Annotated in this window: 17 protein-coding genes; 3 read left to right on the top strand and 14 right to left on the bottom strand. The window is 55.5% G+C overall.

The window, feature by feature from the left end; all coding sequences use genetic code 11:
- Positions 1-194: 194 nt before the first annotated feature.
- Positions 195-2,147: a bifunctional 2',3'-cyclic-nucleotide 2'-phosphodiesterase/3'-nucleotidase gene (locus tag WG891_RS02510; RefSeq protein WP_337261458.1), complete on the top strand. Its 1,953-nt coding sequence runs from the start codon at positions 195-197 to the stop codon at positions 2,145-2,147.
- Positions 2,148-2,191: 44 nt separating this feature from the next.
- Here WG891_RS02510 and fklB read toward each other — a convergent pair whose 3' ends face one another.
- The gene (gene fklB / locus WG891_RS02505) at positions 2,192-2,812 is read right to left on the bottom strand and encodes an FKBP-type peptidyl-prolyl cis-trans isomerase (RefSeq protein WP_076943048.1); all 621 of its coding nucleotides are present in this window, start codon (positions 2,810-2,812) and stop codon (positions 2,192-2,194) included.
- A gap of 537 nt (positions 2,813-3,349) precedes the next feature.
- Between fklB and WG891_RS02500 the strand changes: the two genes are divergently transcribed.
- The gene (locus tag WG891_RS02500; RefSeq protein ID WP_337261459.1) at positions 3,350-4,042 is read left to right on the top strand and encodes an OapA family protein; all 693 of its coding nucleotides are present in this window, start codon (positions 3,350-3,352) and stop codon (positions 4,040-4,042) included.
- Here WG891_RS02500 and WG891_RS02495 read toward each other — a convergent pair.
- The 6 genes from WG891_RS02495 to yjfP form a co-directional block, all read right to left on the bottom strand.
- On the bottom strand, positions 4,039-4,398 hold the full coding sequence (locus WG891_RS02495) for a DUF488 domain-containing protein (protein ID WP_337261460.1): 360 nt from the start codon (positions 4,396-4,398) through the stop codon (positions 4,039-4,041). The genes WG891_RS02500 and WG891_RS02495 overlap by 4 nt on opposite strands.
- Before the next feature lie 109 nt (positions 4,399-4,507).
- On the bottom strand, positions 4,508-4,960 hold the full coding sequence (gene rplI / locus WG891_RS02490) for a 50S ribosomal protein L9 (protein ID WP_076943051.1): 453 nt from the start codon (positions 4,958-4,960) through the stop codon (positions 4,508-4,510).
- A gap of 39 nt (positions 4,961-4,999) precedes the next feature.
- Complete coding sequence (gene rpsR, locus WG891_RS02485; protein ID WP_000135199.1) at positions 5,000-5,227, bottom strand: 30S ribosomal protein S18; 228 nt, start codon at positions 5,225-5,227, stop codon at positions 5,000-5,002.
- 4 nt (positions 5,228-5,231) lie between these two features.
- On the bottom strand, positions 5,232-5,549 hold the full coding sequence (priB, locus tag WG891_RS02480) for a primosomal replication protein N (RefSeq protein ID WP_076943052.1): 318 nt from the start codon (positions 5,547-5,549) through the stop codon (positions 5,232-5,234).
- Between the two features lie 8 nt (positions 5,550-5,557).
- Positions 5,558-5,953: a 30S ribosomal protein S6 gene (gene rpsF / locus WG891_RS02475; RefSeq protein WP_037404458.1), complete on the bottom strand. Its 396-nt coding sequence runs from the start codon at positions 5,951-5,953 to the stop codon at positions 5,558-5,560.
- 218 nt (positions 5,954-6,171) lie between these two features.
- Complete coding sequence (yjfP, locus tag WG891_RS02470) at positions 6,172-6,924, bottom strand: esterase (RefSeq protein WP_337261461.1); 753 nt, start codon at positions 6,922-6,924, stop codon at positions 6,172-6,174.
- A gap of 101 nt (positions 6,925-7,025) precedes the next feature.
- Here yjfP and bsmA point away from each other — a divergent pair, with 101 nt between their 5' ends.
- Positions 7,026-7,328, top strand: coding sequence for a biofilm peroxide resistance protein BsmA (bsmA, locus tag WG891_RS02465; protein ID WP_337261462.1), 303 nt, complete (start codon positions 7,026-7,028; stop codon positions 7,326-7,328).
- Between the two features lie 4 nt (positions 7,329-7,332).
- Here the strand turns inward: bsmA and WG891_RS02460 are convergent, their stop codons facing one another.
- The 7 genes from WG891_RS02460 to hflC all read right to left on the bottom strand — a co-directional run bounded on the left by WG891_RS02460 (position 7,333) and on the right by hflC (position 15,845).
- Positions 7,333-8,961 carry an isovaleryl-CoA dehydrogenase gene (locus tag WG891_RS02460; protein ID WP_337261463.1) on the bottom strand — a complete coding sequence of 543 codons (1,629 nt, stop codon included), beginning with the start codon at positions 8,959-8,961 and terminating at the stop codon, positions 7,333-7,335.
- Between the two features lie 250 nt (positions 8,962-9,211).
- Positions 9,212-9,943 (bottom strand): 23S rRNA (guanosine(2251)-2'-O)-methyltransferase RlmB, encoded by a 732-nt coding sequence (gene rlmB, locus WG891_RS02455; protein WP_337261464.1) that lies wholly within the window; start codon positions 9,941-9,943, stop codon positions 9,212-9,214.
- 60 nt (positions 9,944-10,003) lie between these two features.
- Complete coding sequence (rnr, locus tag WG891_RS02450) at positions 10,004-12,490, bottom strand: ribonuclease R (protein ID WP_337261465.1); 2,487 nt, start codon at positions 12,488-12,490, stop codon at positions 10,004-10,006.
- Between the two features lie 59 nt (positions 12,491-12,549).
- Positions 12,550-12,975 (bottom strand): nitric oxide-sensing transcriptional repressor NsrR, encoded by a 426-nt coding sequence (gene nsrR / locus WG891_RS02445; protein WP_337261466.1) that lies wholly within the window; start codon positions 12,973-12,975, stop codon positions 12,550-12,552.
- Positions 12,976-13,178: 203 nt separating this feature from the next.
- A complete protein-coding gene (locus WG891_RS02440; RefSeq protein ID WP_337261595.1) occupies positions 13,179-14,477 on the bottom strand; it encodes an adenylosuccinate synthase in 1,299 nt (432 codons plus the stop codon).
- Positions 14,478-14,574: 97 nt separating this feature from the next.
- A complete protein-coding gene (locus WG891_RS02435) occupies positions 14,575-14,775 on the bottom strand; it encodes a DUF2065 domain-containing protein (RefSeq protein ID WP_337261467.1) in 201 nt (66 codons plus the stop codon).
- A 59-nt stretch (positions 14,776-14,834) separates the two neighbouring features.
- Positions 14,835-15,845: a protease modulator HflC gene (gene hflC, locus WG891_RS02430; protein ID WP_337261468.1), complete on the bottom strand. Its 1,011-nt coding sequence runs from the start codon at positions 15,843-15,845 to the stop codon at positions 14,835-14,837.

Genomic DNA, 15,845 nt, shown 5'->3' with positions numbered 1-15,845 from the left:
TTTTTTTTCTATCGAATATCCATCCCAACCACTTAACTCGCGGTATTTCCTCAAGTCTTACGGGTCACAACTTTGCACTTCGCTGCGTTACATTCGGCAATTTTCTGCCAAACTTCACAGTTTGATGATACACCCAATGATAATTACATATTCCTTTGCGATACCTCTCGAATATTAATGGAATGGAGACAGCCATGATAAAACGGCCACTAAAATTATCCGCCCTGGCTCTGCTGGTTTGCGCTTCCGCACAGGCCGCAACGGTCGATTTACGCGTGCTGGAAACCACCGACCTGCACAGCAACATGATGGACTTTGACTACTACAAGGATAAACCCACCGATAAATTCGGCCTGGTGCGCACCGCCAGCCTGATCCAGCAAGCACGGCAGCAGGTAACCAACAGCGTACTGGTGGACAACGGCGATCTGATCCAAGGCAGCCCGCTGGCCGACTACATGTCTGCCAAAGGCTTAAAACCTGGCGATATTCATCCGGTTTATAAGGCAATGAACACCCTGGATTACGCGGTGGGCAATATCGGTAACCATGAGTTCAACTACGGCCTCGATTACCTGAAGAACGCCCTCGCTGGTGCTAAATTCCCCTACGTCAATGCCAACGTCATTGACGCAGCAACGCAAAAACCGTTGTTCACTCCCTACATCATTGTTGATACCCCGGTGAAAGATCGTGATGGCAAAGCACATACCTTACGCATCGGCTATATCGGCTTTGTTCCGCCGCAAATCCTGAGCTGGGATAAGGTCAATCTGCAAGGCAAGGTCAGCGTCAACGACATCACCGAAACCGCCAAACGCTATGTCCCTGAGATGCGCCAGCAAGGGGCCGATCTGGTGGTCGCCATTCCCCATTCAGGCCTTTCCAGCGAGCCTTATAAGGCCATGGCAGAGAACTCGGTGTATTACCTCAGCCAGGTGCCGGGTATCGATGCCATCATGTTTGGCCATGCCCACGCGGTATTCCCGAGCCAGGATTTCGCCAAGATTCAGGGGGCTGACATCGATAAAGGCCTGCTGAATGGCGTGCCAGCGGTGATGCCAGGCCAGTGGGGCGATCACCTTGGCGTGGTGGACCTGCAACTGAATAACGACAGCGGCCGTTGGCAGGTCACTTCCGCCAAGGCAGAAGCCAGACCGATCTACGATAAAGAGAATAAAAAGTCGCTCGTGGCAGAAGATGCCGATCTGGTGAAAATTTTGGAGCAGGATCATAAAGCCACGCGCGAATTCGTCAGCAAGCCGATTGGCAAGTCCGACGGCAATATGTACAGCTATCTGGCACTGGTACAGGACGATCCGACGGTGCAGATCGTCAACAACGCGCAAAAAGCGTATGTCGAACACTACATTCAGGGCGATCCGGATCTGGCGGATCTGCCGGTCCTCTCCGCTGCGGCTCCGTTTAAAGTCGGCGGGCGCAAGAACGATCCCGCCAGCTTTGTCGAAGTGGAGCAAGGCCAGCTCACCTTCCGTAACGCCGCCGATCTTTATCTCTACCCGAACACCCTAGCGGTGGTCAAAGCCAGCGGGCAAGAGGTGAAAGAGTGGCTGGAGTGTTCCGCCGGGCAGTTCAATCAGATCGATCTCAACAGCAGTAAAGCGCAGGCGCTGATTAATTGGGATGGGTTCCGCACCTATAATTTCGATGTCATCGACGGGGTGAGTTATCAGATCGACGTCAGCCAACCGGCGCGCTATGACGGTGAATGCACGCTGATCAACGACAAAGCACAGCGTATCACCCACCTGACCTTCAAAGGTAAACCGATCGATCCTCAGGCGACCTTCCTGGTGGCGACCAACAACTATCGCGCCTACGGCGGCAAGTTTGCCGGAACCGGCGATCGCCATATCGCCTTTGCCGCACCGGATGAAAACCGAGCAATATTGGCGGCCTATATCAGCGCAGAAACCCAGAAACACGGCGCGGTCCACCCACAGGCGGATAATAACTGGCGTCTGGCCACGTTGCGCAGCACGCAACCGCTGGATATCCGTTTTGAAACCTCACCCAGTGAGAAAGCCGCCGCATTTATCAAAGAGCATGCGCAGTACCCGATGACGTCGGCGGGTAGTGATAGTCTCGGCTTCGCCGTTTATCAGATTGATTTATTGCAGAAGTAAAACGAACAGGGCGCCGTGAGTGGCGCCCTGTTATGCAGCATGACTTACAGAATTTCCAGCAACTCGACCTCAAAGATCAGCGCGCTGAATGGCGGGATAGATGCACCAGCGCCACGCTCGCCGTAGGCCAGATCGTGCGGAATATACAGCTGCCATTTGGAACCGACGGGCATCAGCGTCAGCGCTTCGATCCAGCCGGGGATCACGCCGCTAACCGGGAATTCCGCCGGTTGGCCACGCTCAACAGAGCTGTCGAAAACGTCACCGTTAATCAGGCGGCCGGTGTAATGCACACGCACGCGATCCTGGCGGGATGGGATTGGGCCATTACCCTGTTCCAGCACGGAAAACTGCAGGCCAGATTCGGTTAACGTCACATCATCACGCTTGGCGTTATCTTCCAGGAAGCGCTGGCCTTCAACGGCCATCGCCTGCTGACGCTCACGACGCACGGCATCCGCACGTTCATGGATCTCACGCAGTGCGCGATGCACCACATCAACCGGAACCGCCGGGGCATTCCCTTCCAGCGCATCACTCAGGCCCGCCAGCAACGCTTCCGGTTGTAAACCTTCCAGACCGGATTCTTGCAACTGCTGGCCGACCTGTAAACCAATCCCGTAGCTTGCTTGCGCTTCAACGCTGTCAAAAGAAGGGGTTGTCATTGGGATTTTTCCTTTAGTCTCTAAAAAGTCGAAAGTGCAGCATAACAGCGCCGCCAAGCCGGGTAAAATCTTGTGTCGAGAATGATGACTTTTGTCGTGGAAAAAGAAACAATAACTTTCTTTTAACGTTCTTGGTTGTTGAACCCTTCACCGCCTTCCACCTCAAACAGTTAGCGGGCTATTATATCAACCGCTTTGAAGGGTATATACCCAAAATAATTCGAGTTGCTTGTAGGCGGCAACTGAGCGACAAATCGGTCTTTGACCGATTTGAACAGCGCTTGCGCTGGCCCGCAGGGTGAGCCTCTCTGAGGCTCATAACCCCCAGGAGCTTACTCAAGATCGTTCCTGGGGTGAGTGACAAATCTGCGCAAGCAGATTTGAACGCTGCTTGCAGCGGCCCCGAAGGGGCGAGGCCCAATATGGGCCGAGTAACGCAGCCAACACCCAAGCAACTTGAAGTATGAAGGGTATACTGTTATTAACAGTAACCCATTATGTACAGTGGCATTTTTACGCAGTTGAAGAGAGGTCACCATGGGCAGAATCGCGCCCAGGAGAAGGAAAACCACCCGAGTCTACCAGCCGCTGCTGCGTAGCTGGCTGAATCTGAATCTGAGCCTGCGCCTGAAACCCGGCACGGCACCAAAGACAGAGCTCCCGGAAACGCCAGAAGAGACGGACTTGCAGCCACCCGCGCCAAACGGCAAAGGGCAGCAGCTCAAAGCCCTGTGGCTGAAAGTATGGCATCTGCCAGACAGTTTCCACTGGATGGAGCCACTGCCCAATTTTCACCGCCGCTGGGTGCTCGTTTTTGGCGCCATCCTGCTGCTTGCTTTGCTATGGCCGTATTCTGACGATAACGCCCCACGCCAGTTCCCGGTGACTCTCCAAGAGAACAACATACCGTTGCAGGCGGAACTGATGGGCAATAACGCAGAACAAACGGCCACACGGCCTGAAAGTGGCAACTGGCAGCGCTATCAGATCAAACCAGGCCAGACCTTGGCGCAACTGTTTCGTGACAGCAGCCTGCCCGTGAGTGACGTGTTTGCCATGGCGCAGGTTGAAGGCAGCGATAAACCGCTCAGCAATCTCAAAGCCGGGCAGGAAGTGCGTATCGAACGTGATGCCAACGGTGTGATAACCGCGCTGTCCGTCACTGCGGCCGATAACAGCGAAGCCCTGTTCCGCCGCCAGCCCGATGGCAGCTACCGCCGCCTGCGTTAGCCCCCCATCTGATCCAACAGGAAATCACGCAGTACAACGCCCTGGTTGTGCTGTGTATCCTTGCTGCCATACAACAACGTTAAGGATGCGCCTTGCCGTAATAACGCCACCAGCGGCTGCCAGGCGTCGTTTTCTGCCAATTGCTGACGGTAACGCCGCTCGAACTCATCCCACTGGTCGGTATGCTGGTGAAACCACTGGCGTAATGCATTATCCGGTGCAACCTGCTTCAGCCAGACCACGCCCTGCAACCTTTCCTTACTGACGCCACGCGGCCACAGCCGATCGATCAGGTAGCAATACTCCGGTGCCGGAACGCTAAAATCATAAACTCGCTGTAGGTTGATTTCTGCCATGTTGCGCTTCTCCTTGCCAACGGATGGCACAGAGTAGCGCGTTTTGCCCAGCGCAGAAAAGCAAAACGCCAGCACAAGGCTGGCGTTTTAACTTGGCTCACAGTCGCGATTAAGCTTCTGCAACCACCACTACATTCAGCTGTGCGAACACGTCGCTGTGTACCTGGAAGTGCACTTCGTGCTCACCCGTGGTACGCAGAACGCCGTTCGGCAGACGAACTTCACTCTTGGCAACTTCAACGCCTGCCGCAGTGACTGCGTCAGCGATGTCGCGGGTGCCGATAGAGCCGAACAGTTTACCTTCGTCGCCTGATTTAGACGCGATGGTGACTGAACCCAGTTCGTTGATCTTGGTTGCGCGAGCTTCGGCAGCAGCCAGAACGTCAGCCAGTTTGGCTTCCAGTTCAGCACGGCGTGCTTCGAAGAACTCTACGTTTTTCTTGGTAGCAGGAACAGCTTTGCCCTGTGGTACCAGGAAGTTACGGGCATAACCCGCTTTAACGCTAACTTGATCACCCAGGCTGCCCAGGTTTGCTACTTTATCAAGCAGAATAACTTGCATTACCTTATCCTCTCAAAGTCGTTAATGGACAGTGGCCGATTACTGATGACGATCAGTGTACGGCAACAAAGACAGGTAGCGCGCGCGCTTGATAGCACGGGCCAGCTGGCGCTGATATTTTGCACGAGTACCGGTGATACGGCTCGGGACAATCTTACCACTTTCAGTGATGTAGTTTTTCAGCGTAGCGATGTCTTTATAGTCAATCTCTTGAACGCCTTCCGCGGTGAAACGGCAGAACTTGCGACGACGGAAATAACGTGCCATTTGGCTAGTCTCCAGAATCTATCAATTCAATCTGCTCGGCATGCAGGACCAATTTGTTCAGCCCGTTGCGCCCTTGATGGCAACTAACGAAGCCTTGAACGGTTACCTGACTGCCGACCGTTAATCTTTGAGTTAAAGCTTGTGACTGTTGTCCGCTGACAACCACGGGCATTCTGCACCAGGCTTGTCTGCTGAATCCGGCTTCTACCTGTGCTGAGCGGTGCTCAAGCACAAATTGGCAGTGGGGTATGCCGGAAGGACTCACTTTTCGCACCGGCGTTTTGCACACTGTGCCAGACAACACCAGACGATTAGCCGTCACAGCGGCAATTACTCTTCAGAATCCCCAGCATCATCATCAGCGGTTTCGCTAGCGAAATCATCGCGGCGATCGCCACGGCGTTCGTCTTTCGCTTTAACCATTGGAGATGCTTCAGTTACCGCGTGCTTAACGCGCATAACCATGCTACGGATAACGGCGTCGTTGAAGCGGAAGTTAGTTTCCAGCTCATCGATCGCTTCCTGCGGAGCTTCAACGTTCAGCAGAACGTAGTGAGCTTTGTGCAGTTTGTTGATCGGATAAGCCAGCTGACGGCGGCCCCAGTCTTCCAGACGGTGAATCTGACCTTGCGCGTTAGTGATAGTCGCACTGTAACGCTCGATCATGCCCGGAACCTGTTCGCTTTGGTCAGGATGGACCATAAAAACGATTTCGTAATGACGCATCGAATTGCTCCTTACGGATTATTCAGCCTCCTGTCAGGGTCAACCGCGGCCCATGGAAGCAAGGAACGTGTATGTGTGTGCGGCTGAAAAATGACGCGTAATCATACTGGCGCAAGGGGGGAAACTCAAGGAGAGAGTGGGATTTATTGCAGCCCTCGGGGCAAATAGCCGTATTTACCCGTAGGAAAAGCCATATTGCCCCTCTTCCAGTGGCGAGTTTACAGTGAGCGCTGGAAAAAGGTGACCGTGGCAGCCAACGCACCGGGCGTAATGCGATGCCGAACGCCCGCTTCGGTAAGATAGGTTAACCGCTGGCTCACCCCGTGCAGACGCAGATCGCTGGCCAAACGCTCACTTTCCGCCGCTGGCACCACATCATCCGCTTCGCCGTGCCAGAGCAACAGCGGCCGCCCGGCGATATTCTCCCAATGATGTTCAACACTATAATCGGCCAGCGGCGCGATGCGTGCTGCAAAGGTGGCTTCGTCCAACGGCTGGCCTTGATCATCCAAAGGGGGATACAGCGTCTGGGCCAGCGAAGTGAAATAGCCGGATCCCATCAGGCTGGCGGCGGCCCTGATCCAAGGATAACGAGTGAACGCCCCCAAGGTAGTCATGCCGCCCATTGAAGCGCCAGCCACACCGACACGCTGCCCGGCAATCAACCCACGTTGCGCAAAACACGCGTGGAGCTCAGGCAGTTCATCGACGTTAGTTTTCAGGATCTGCCAAAAATGTGCCAACCGCCGCGCTTCGTTGCCGTCAAAACGCTCGCCGTGCATCTCGCAATCCGGCACTACCGCACGGAAACCGGCTTTTGCCAGCGCATAAGCGAAATAGGCATACACCTCTTTCGAGGAGGTATAGCCGTGATAGAAAAAGACTGTCGGTAACGGTTGCTCATACTGCCCTGCAGGCACCGCGTGGATCACAGCGATATCCCCTGCTCGTTCATCATGCATCTCTACCATTTATTCTCCCCTTAGAATCCATTGGGTGTTGCCAAGCATAGAGGGTATAACAAATGATTGCGTTACACTGAATAACTGAAGAGGATTTTCCGAGGCCTGCCATGAATCTTTCCCGTGCCGTAATACCCCTGCTGCTGATCAACCTGCTCGCAAGCTGCAGCCAGTCTAACGCCACGCCCAAGCCGACACCCACCGGGCAGGCGCAGCAAATTACCCGAATGCAAAGCGCTGGGCTGGAAAAAATGGCTACCATCAGCACGCAGCTGCGCGGCAGCCCGATGGACGTGGAAGCCGAGATCCAGCGCAAAGCTAACGCCAGCGGCGCACGTTATTACCTGATCATCATGAACAGCGATACCATCGTGCCTGGTCAATGGTACTCACAGGCGATTCTTTATCGTTGAATCTTTATGCCCCCATCGCTCGGTTCAGCAGCGTATCGCATACGTTATTCGGCAACAGGCTCTCGCCGCGATGATCCAGCGTTAAATGGCACCAGGCCTCGGCAACAGGCGGGGGGCTATGCTGCAACAACTGTGCAGCACAGCATAAGTCGAACAGTTGCTGGGTCAGCAAACGCCCCATTTCTTCACGTGGCTGGCGCATACGCTGCTGCCACTGCCGCCAGGCGTGATCGAACAGGCGATTCTGCCCACGCACGGCGGCAAGCTCATGCTGCAACACCTCGCGCGCGCCCGGTAATTTATGCAGGCTGCGCAAAACGTCCAGGCACATAATATTGCCGGAGCCTTCCCAAATGCTGTTGACCGGCATTTCACGATACAGCCGTGGCAATTCGTTGTCCTCGCAATAGCCGATTCCCCCCAGCACTTCCATCGCTTCAGCGATAAACGGCGCACCTTGGCGACAGAGGCTGTATTTGGCGGCTGGCGTCAACAGGCGGCTGTAAATCGCCTCCCCCTCGTTGTTGCGGGTTTCCCAGGCACGCGCCAGCCGGAACAGCAACGCCGTGTGCCCTTCAAGGCGCAATGCCATACCGGCGAGCACCTGACGCATCAGCGGTTGTTCAATCAGCGTTTTACCAAACGCCTGTCGCTGTAGCGTATGATACAACGCTACCGACAATCCCCGCCGCATCAGGCCATGGCTACCCAGCGCGCAATCAAAACGCGTCATTCCCCCCATTTTGAGGATGTGCCGCACGCCGTCACCTTCATCCCCCAGCAGCCAAGCGGTGGCATCTTGAAACTCCACTTCACTGCTGGCATTGGAGCGATTACCCAGTTTGTCTTTCAATCGCTCTAACCGCACCGCATTGCGCGTGCCATCCGGCAGAATACGCGGCAGGAAAAAGCAAGACAGCCCACCTTTTGTTTGCGCCAGCACCAGATGGGCGTCGCTTTGCGGTACTGAAAAAAACCATTTGTGCCCCACCAATCGATAGGCTTCACCGTTACCCCGCCCGCCAAGCGGCACTGCGGTCGTGGTATTACTCAGAACATCCGATCCCCCCTGCTTTTCGGTCATCCCCATACCAATCAGCAAACCGCGTTTTTGCCCTCCCGCCAGCAAATGGGGGTCATAACGATCGGAGAGCAGCGGGGCCAGCCAAGGTTGAAAGGCCGACGGCAGCGAGCGCTGCAATAAGGGAATGGCACCAAAAGTCATGGTGATGGGGCAAAGCGTTCCGGCCTCAACCTGCGCATGCAACACAAAACGCGCCGCGCGGGCAACAAAAGAGCCCAGGCGCGCATCTTCTTGCCACGGCAGATTATGAACCCGATTAGCCACCAGCCCTTGCATCAGAATGTGCCAGGCAGGGTGAAAACGCACATCATCCAGGCGCTGCCCGGTGGCATCGTAGCGCAGCAGCTCCGGCGGGTTGGCGTTAGCCAATCGCCCCAACTCCAACGACTCCTGTGTGCCTAACTGTTGGCCGAGAGAGGCCAGAACGTCAAGATCCCAGTTGGCCTGCTCACGTTGCACCGCTTCACGCAGCGGCGTATCAGAAAGAAAAAGATTACTGTTGCCCAAGGGCTTGGGCTGGTTGAAAACCGTATGCGTATTCCAGACCATTGTTTGACTCCCTGATTAACTATCAAGGTCATTATGGTCGTTGAGGGGATTTCTGCCGGAGACGGGATCACAAGATGGAAGATTGGAGATAGAGGCGGAGAATCCCCGCCCCTGAGATAACGTTATACTCTAAATAATTCGAGTTGCATGTAGGCGGCAAGTCCGAGAGTCGCCAGGAGCATAGCTCACTATGTGACTGGTGCGAACGGACGCAGCCAACACCCAGGCAACTTGAAGTATGACGAGTATATCAGCTACGCTGACGCACCGCTTCAAACAGACAGATCCCGGTAGCCACCGAAACGTTGAGCGAAGAAACCGTGCCCGCCATCGGGATACTGATCAGTTCATCGCAATGCTCGCGGGTCAAACGACGCATACCTTCACCTTCAGCCCCCATCACCAGCGCCATCGGCCCGGTCATTTTGCTTTGGTACAGCGTATGGTCGGCCTCACCGGCAGTCCCCACGATCCAGATATTCATCTCTTGCAGCAGACGCAAAGTACGCGCCAGATTGGTGACGCTGATCAACGGCACGTTTTCCGCCGCACCGCAGGCCACTTTCTTTGCCGTCGCGTTCAGTTGCGCAGAGCGATCGCGCGGGACGATCACCGCATGCACTCCGGCCGCATCGGCGCTGCGCAGACAGGCACCGAGGTTATGCGGATCGGTCACGCCGTCCAGCACCAGCAGGAAGGGGGTTGCAACGCTTTCCAGCAGGCCCGGCAAGTCGTTTTCCTGATATTTGCGCCCTTCACGCACCCGCGCGATGATTCCCTGATGAACCGCGCCTTCCGCCTTTTCATCCAGCCATTGGCGGTTAGCCACCTGGATCACAATGCCGGTCGCTTCCAGTTCGGCAATCAGCGGTTGCAGGCGACGATCGTCGCGCCCTTTGAGAATAAACACTTCCAGGAAGCGTTGTGGATCGCGCTCTAACAGGGCTTTGACGGCGTGAATACCGTAAATAATTTCGCTCATGATGCTCTTTTAACTGTGCGGCCGGGGGAAACCCGGCCGGGGATAATAACGTGCTGCCGGTTAACCCTGCGCAGCACCTTTGCTCTTGCTGGCGCGTTTGGCTTTGGTCGCTGCCGCTATCTTTTTGGTTTTTTCAGACGGTTTTTTGGCTTTCGCCTTTTTGTCTTTCTTCACCTTATCGGCAGGTTTGGCCCCTTCTTTGCGAAAGGCACTGTCCGGCTCAAAGTTGGCCGGTGGTTTGCCGCCACGGCGCTTTGGCTTGGCCTGAGAACGCCCCGCACCGGCACCATCACGCAGGGTACGCTGGCCACCGTTTTTGGCGCGCTCGCGTTCAGTTTTGCCTTCACCACGCGGTTTACGGGTACTGGAGACCAGTGCGAAGTCGATCTTGCGCTCGTCCATATGCACCGCATCAACGCGGATCTCTACCGTATCCCCCAAGCGATAAACCACGCCTGAAGACTCGCCGATCAGCCGCTGGCCAATATTATCGTAGCGATAGTAATCGTTATCCAGCGTCGATACGTGCACCAAACCGTCGATAAACAGATCGTTCAAGCGGACAAAGAAGCCAAAACCGGTGACGCTGGCAATAATGCCGCTGAACACTTCACCGACATGATCCTGCATGAAGTCACACTTCAGCCAGTCGGCTACGTTACGCGTGGCTTCATCCGCACGGCGCTCGGTCATCGAGCAATGTGCGCCCAGTTGCAGCATCTCTTCAAAGTCGCTGTGCCAGCCGCCGGTCGGCGTCCAGCGCTCTTTCTGCTCACCATGTTCTTTAGCCAGCAGGTACTTGATGGCACGGTGTAATGACAGATCCGGATAACGGCGGATCGGTGAAGTGAAGTGGCCATAAGACGCCAGCGCCAAGCCAAAGTGACCACGGTTTTCTGGATCGTAGATCGCTTGTTTCATTGAACGCAGCAACATGGTTTGCAGCATTTCACGATCCGGGCGATCCGCCACTTCATCCATCAGGGTGGCGTAGTCTTTCGGCTGCGGCTTCAAACCCCCGCCCAGCGTCAGGCCCAACTCACTCAACACGCTACGCAGCGCGGTGATGTGATCGTCACTTGGGCGATCGTGCACGCGGAATAGCGCCGGTTCGCCGTTCTTTTCCACAAAACGCGCGGCAGCGATGTTCGCCATGATCATACATTCTTCGATCAGCTTGTGCGCGTCGTTACGTACCGTAGGCTCCACGCGCTCAATGCGCCGCTCGGCGTTGAAGATAAACTTGGCTTCTTCAGTTTCGAAGGCAATACCACCGCGCTCGGCGCGCGCCTGATCCAATACTTTATACAGCGCATGCAGTTCCTGCAGATGCTTAACCAGCGGATGATACTGCTCACGCAGATCCTGATCGCCCTGCAGAATATGCCAGACTTTGGTATAGGTTAAACGCGCATGGGAACTCATCACCGCTTCGTAGAATTTGTGCGAAGACAGCCTGCCCTGAGCGGAGATGGTCATCTCACACACCATGCACAGGCGATCGACCTGCGGGTTCAGCGAGCACAGGCCGTTGGACAGCACTTCCGGCAGCATCGGCACCACTTCAGACGGGAAATAGACCGAGGTGCCACGGGCACGGGCTTCGTCATCCAGTGCGGTACGCGGGCGCACGTAATAACTGACGTCGGCAATGGCCACCCACAGGCGCCAGCCGCCACCGCGTTTTTTCTCACAGAACACGGCATCATCGAAGTCACGGGCATCTTCACCGTCGATAGTCACTAGCGGCAGATGGCGCAGATCGACACGCCCTTTCTTGGCAGCCTCTGGTACTTGCTCGCTGAGATCGGCCACCTGTTTTTCCACCTGTGGTGGCCAGGTATGGGGGATCTCATGGGTACGCAGTGCGATATCCACCGCCATGCTGGTGCCCATTTTATCACCCAGAACTTCGACTATCTTGCCAACCGCTTTGGTACGGCGCGTTGGACGCTGGGTCAGTTCCACCACCACCATATAGCCCATGCGCGCACCGCTGATGGAATCGGCAGGGATCAGGATATCGAAGCTCAGGCGGCCATCATCCGGCACCACAAAACCGGTACCGGCATCGGTAAAGTAACGGCCAACGATCTGGCTGGTCTTTGGCACCAGCACGCGCACGATACGCGCTTCGCGGCGGCCTTTGCGATCTTCACCCAAGGGTTGTGCCAGCACCACGTCGCCGTGGATCGCCATTTTCATCTGTTCAGCGGAGAGATAGAGATCGTCTTTGCGGCCATCAACGCGTAGGAAGCCGAAGCCGTCGCGGTGCCCAATCACGGTGCCACGCAGCAGATCCAGGCGCTCCGGCAGCGCATAGCACTGGCGGCGGGTAAACACTAACTGCCCGTCACGCTCCATCGCCCGCAGGCGACGACGCAACGCTTCCAACTGTTCTTCACCGGACAAATTCAGTTCATTGCCCAACTCTTCGCGGCTGGCCGGCGTTTCACGTTTCGCCAAATGGGCCAGGATAAATTCACGACTCGGGATTGGGGATTCGTATTTTTCTGCTTCTCGTTCCAGGAATGGATCTTGTGACATTGAGGTTCCTCCGTTGTCATCAGCAGGGTGTCGCTGAGCCTTGTGTTCTCAGCGACGCTTTATTCAACAAGCAACAGCTTGTAGAGCGGCGGATTTTCCTCAACCATATCGGCCAAAGTATGCTTATCCAGCTCTTCAAGGAAATTTTGTACGCTCTGGTAGAGCACCTGCTTCAGGCGGCAGGCTGAGGTGATATGGCAAAACTCGCGGCTGCAGTTAACCAGCGAAAGCGGTTCCAAGGCGCGCACCACATCGCCAAGGCGGATGGTTTCAGCCGGTTTACCCAACCGGATGCCACCGTTTTTGCCACGCACGGCGGTGACAAAGCCTTCGCGGCTCAACTGGTTGATGATTTTTACCATATGGTTGCGTGAAACGCCGTACACCTCCGTCACTTCCGAGATGCTGGTCATTTTGTCCGCTGGCAATGATGCCAGGTAGATCAATGCCCGCAGGCCATAATCAGTAAAACTTGTTAACTGCACGTCTACCTCTGGGTATCAGGTTACTTGACTGATTTGGGATGACTCCCTTGGATAATAAACCAGCCGGAGAGTTCGCAGCTAATTATTTAGCGCTGGGAAGGCTCTTAACTAGCAGAATGAAAGGATTTTTTGATGTGGAACCACTATCGCAGAGAAAAACAAACCGGGACAGTGCCCGGTTTGTGTGATGGGGTAGCAAATGATTACGCGTCGAATGGGTCACGCAGAATCATGGTTTCACTACGATCTGGGCCGGTCGAGATAATATCTACCGGTACACCCGTCAGTTCTTCAATGCGCTTGATGTAGTTCAGCGCTGCCTGTGGCAGTTTGCTGTGCTCTTGCACACCAAAAGTGGTCTCACTCCAGCCTGGCAGGGTTTCGTAGATCGGCTCAATGCCTTCCCAACCTTCTGCGGCCAACGGCGTGGTGGTCATTTCGCGGCCATCTGGCATACGGTAAGCCACACAGATCTTCACTTCTTTCAGGCCGTCCAGCACGTCCAACTTGGTCAGGCAGAAGCCGGACAAGGAGTTGATCTGCACCGCACGACGCACCGCGACCGCATCCAGCCAGCCGGTACGACGGCGACGGCCGGTAGTGGCGCCAAATTCGTTACCCTGCTTGCACAGGTATTCGCCGGTTTCGTCGAACAGCTCGGTTGGGAACGGGCCTGCGCCTACGCGGGTAGAATAGGCCTTCACGATGCCCAGCACGTAGTCCACATAACGCGGGCCAATGCCTGAACCGGTAGCCACGCCACCTGCGGTGGTGTTGGAAGAGGTGACGTACGGATAGGTACCGTGATCGATATCCAGCAGCGTGCCCTGCGCGCCTTCGAACATGATCAGATCGCCACGCTTGCGCGCACCGTCCAGCAGTTCGGAAACATCAACCACCATCGCGGTCAGGATGTCGGCAACCGCCAGCACGTCGTCCAGCGTTTTCTGGTAGTCGACGGCGTCTACTTTGTAGTAGTTAACCAACTGGAAGTTGTGATAATCGATGATGTCTTTCAGCTTCACAGCGAAAGTGGCTTTGTCGAACAGATCGCCCACGCGCAGGCCACGGCGAGCCACCTTATCTTCATAAGCCGGGCCGATACCACGACCGGTGGTGCCGATCGCTTTCGCGCCGCGTGCTTTTTCACGCGCGTTATCCAGCGCAACGTGATAAGGCAGGATCAGCGGGCAGGCTTCGGACAGTAACAGACGTTCGCGTACCGGGATGCCGCGCGCTTCGAGTTCACCCATCTCCTTCATCAACGCATCGGGGGCCAGAACCACACCGTTGCCGATGATGCTGGTGACGTTTTCACGCAAGATGCCTGAGGGAATTAAATGAAGAACGGTTTTTTCACCGTTGATAACCAGAGTGTGGCCAGCGTTATGGCCACCTTGGTAGCGCACAACATATTGAGCCCGTTCAGTCAGCAGGTCTACGACCTTACCCTTACCTTCGTCACCCCATTGGGTGCCCAGTACGACGACGTTCTTACCCATTTTCAAAATCACCGATTGCTTAAAAATGGATTCTACCATCGTAATTCTTGAGTTTCAGCACTTTTAGCATACGATTGCATACTTTTTCGGCTAAACTTTAAACCCCTACGCGGCTACGCAACATGTAGTAGATCACACAGCCTGCAACCACTATTCCACCGCCAAAACGCCGCAGTGTGGAATCTGGTAACTGCGTCATCGCCAGGATCATTTTGCGCCAAGCCTGTGGAAACAGCATCGGTCCCAACCCTTCTAATACCAAAACCAGCCCGAGCGCCAGCCAGATCGTCGAATTCATATCTTCCCCCAATAAGAAGGGCCCGCGATTAACGGGCCCCTGATATCACTATGCTGGCATTATCTGTTGCGCGTAGGTTCCGGCGATTTCATGTAGCGGAAGAAATCGCTGTCCGGGCTCAGCACCATCACGTCCTGGTTGCCTGGGCCAAAGCTGGCCTCATAAGCACGCAGGCTACGGATGAAAGCATAAAAATCCGGATCCTGGCTGAAGGCTGCGGCGAACAGTCTGGCCGCTTCTGCATCACCGGCACCGCGGGTGATACGTGCCTGCCGTTCCGCTTCCGCGATCGTACGGGTCACTTCGTAGTCGGCAGTGGCGCGCAGCTTCTCGGCTTCTTCCTGGCCTTGCGAACGGTGACGACGGGCTACCGCTTCACGCTCTGCACGCATACGCTGGAAGATCGCATCAGACACTTCAGCCGGCAGGTTGATCTGCTTGATCCGCACGTCAACCACTTCAATCCCCAGTGCCGCCATGCTGTTCGGGTTAACGGCTGGTTGCTTGCCCGTGGTTTCCCGCTCAACGCGCGCTGCGGCAGTAGCGATAGCATCATCCGCTTCCGTGGTCACGGCTTCTTCACCGTCACCAACGGTACCGGTGTTCAGCGCATCACGCACGTCGGCCATCAGGCGGCCGCGTGAGTCGGTGACGATATCACGCACGTCCAAACGACCAATCTCAGAACGCAGACGGTCACTGAACTTACGTTTCAGCAGCACTTCCGCCTGAGAAACATCACCACCACCGGTGGCCAGGTAGTAGCGGCTGAAATCGCTGATACGCCATTTCAGGTAAGAGTCGACGATCAGGTCTTTCTTCTCGCTGGTAACGAAGCGATCGGCCTGGTTATCCATGGTCTGGATACGTGCATCCAGCCTTTTCACGGTTTCAACGAACGGGATCTTGAAGTGCAGACCCGGCGCATACACCCGTGGTTTGTTTTCGTTGTCGCGCAGTACTTTGCCGAAACGCAGCACGATACCACGCTCGCCTTCCTGTACCACAAACATTGAGGTATAGAGTGCTACCAGCACCACAGCGACGATAACTATGAAAGACTTACGCAT

The organism is Serratia sp. MMO-28, from assembly GCF_037199905.1.
GTDB lineage: Bacteria > Pseudomonadota > Gammaproteobacteria > Enterobacterales > Enterobacteriaceae > Chania > Chania oryzae.
Note: the sequence above shows the minus strand (reverse complement) of the source record. Positions and strands in the feature narration are given on the sequence as shown.